Source organism: Prevotella rectalis, assembly GCF_900607215.1.
GTDB lineage: Bacteria > Bacteroidota > Bacteroidia > Bacteroidales > Bacteroidaceae > Prevotella > Prevotella brunnea.
Window position 1 is genome coordinate 1,138,951 of the sequence record NZ_LR027820.1, and the last position, 658, is coordinate 1,139,608.

At 40.6% G+C, this 658-nt stretch carries 1 protein-coding gene (cut by a window edge); it reads left to right on the forward strand.

The features are described from left to right. Positions 1–658: part of an IS30 family transposase coding region (locus E0E16_RS05910; RefSeq protein ID WP_130829732.1), annotated on the forward strand (this coding region is incomplete at its 5' end). Its footprint extends 32 nt past the window's final position; the window shows 658 of its 690 annotated nt.

The window sequence follows — 658 nt, forward strand, 5'->3', positions numbered from 1 at the left end:
ATTAAGGAATATATCACCAATGACCAGTGGTCTCCACGACAAATATCAGGTTATCTGCGCAAGAATGAGGGAATAAAGGTGTCCCACCAATCCATTTATAATATCATTCATAATGATACAACAGGGGAACTTGCCAAACACACAAGGCATAAGATGAAATACAGACATCGTCCCAAGGGCAGACATCTTCCAATTAAAGACAGGTTGAGTATCCATGAAAGAAGTAAGGAAGTTGACGGGAAGAGATTCGGAGATTTTGAGATGGACTTGATCGTAGACCCTGACCAGCATACCATACTCACACTGGTAGAGAAATCCACCAATATGCTGCTTATGCAGAAACTGCCATTTGGAAAGCAGTCAAAGCCTCTGGCAAAGGTAGTTAGGAAACTGCTGCCACCATACAAGGACTGTCTGAAGACCATTACAACAGACAACGGACCTGAATTTGCAGCACATAAGGACATTACCAAGTTCTTAGGCGTGCCCGTATACTTCGCTGATCCATATTGTTCTTGGCAAAAGGGAGCGATTGAGAATACAAATAAACTAATCAGACAATATATACCGAAAAAGGATTCGTTTGAACATTACACAGACAAGAGAATTATGTCGATACAAAAGAAATTGAACGAAAGACCGAGAGAAAAATTAAACT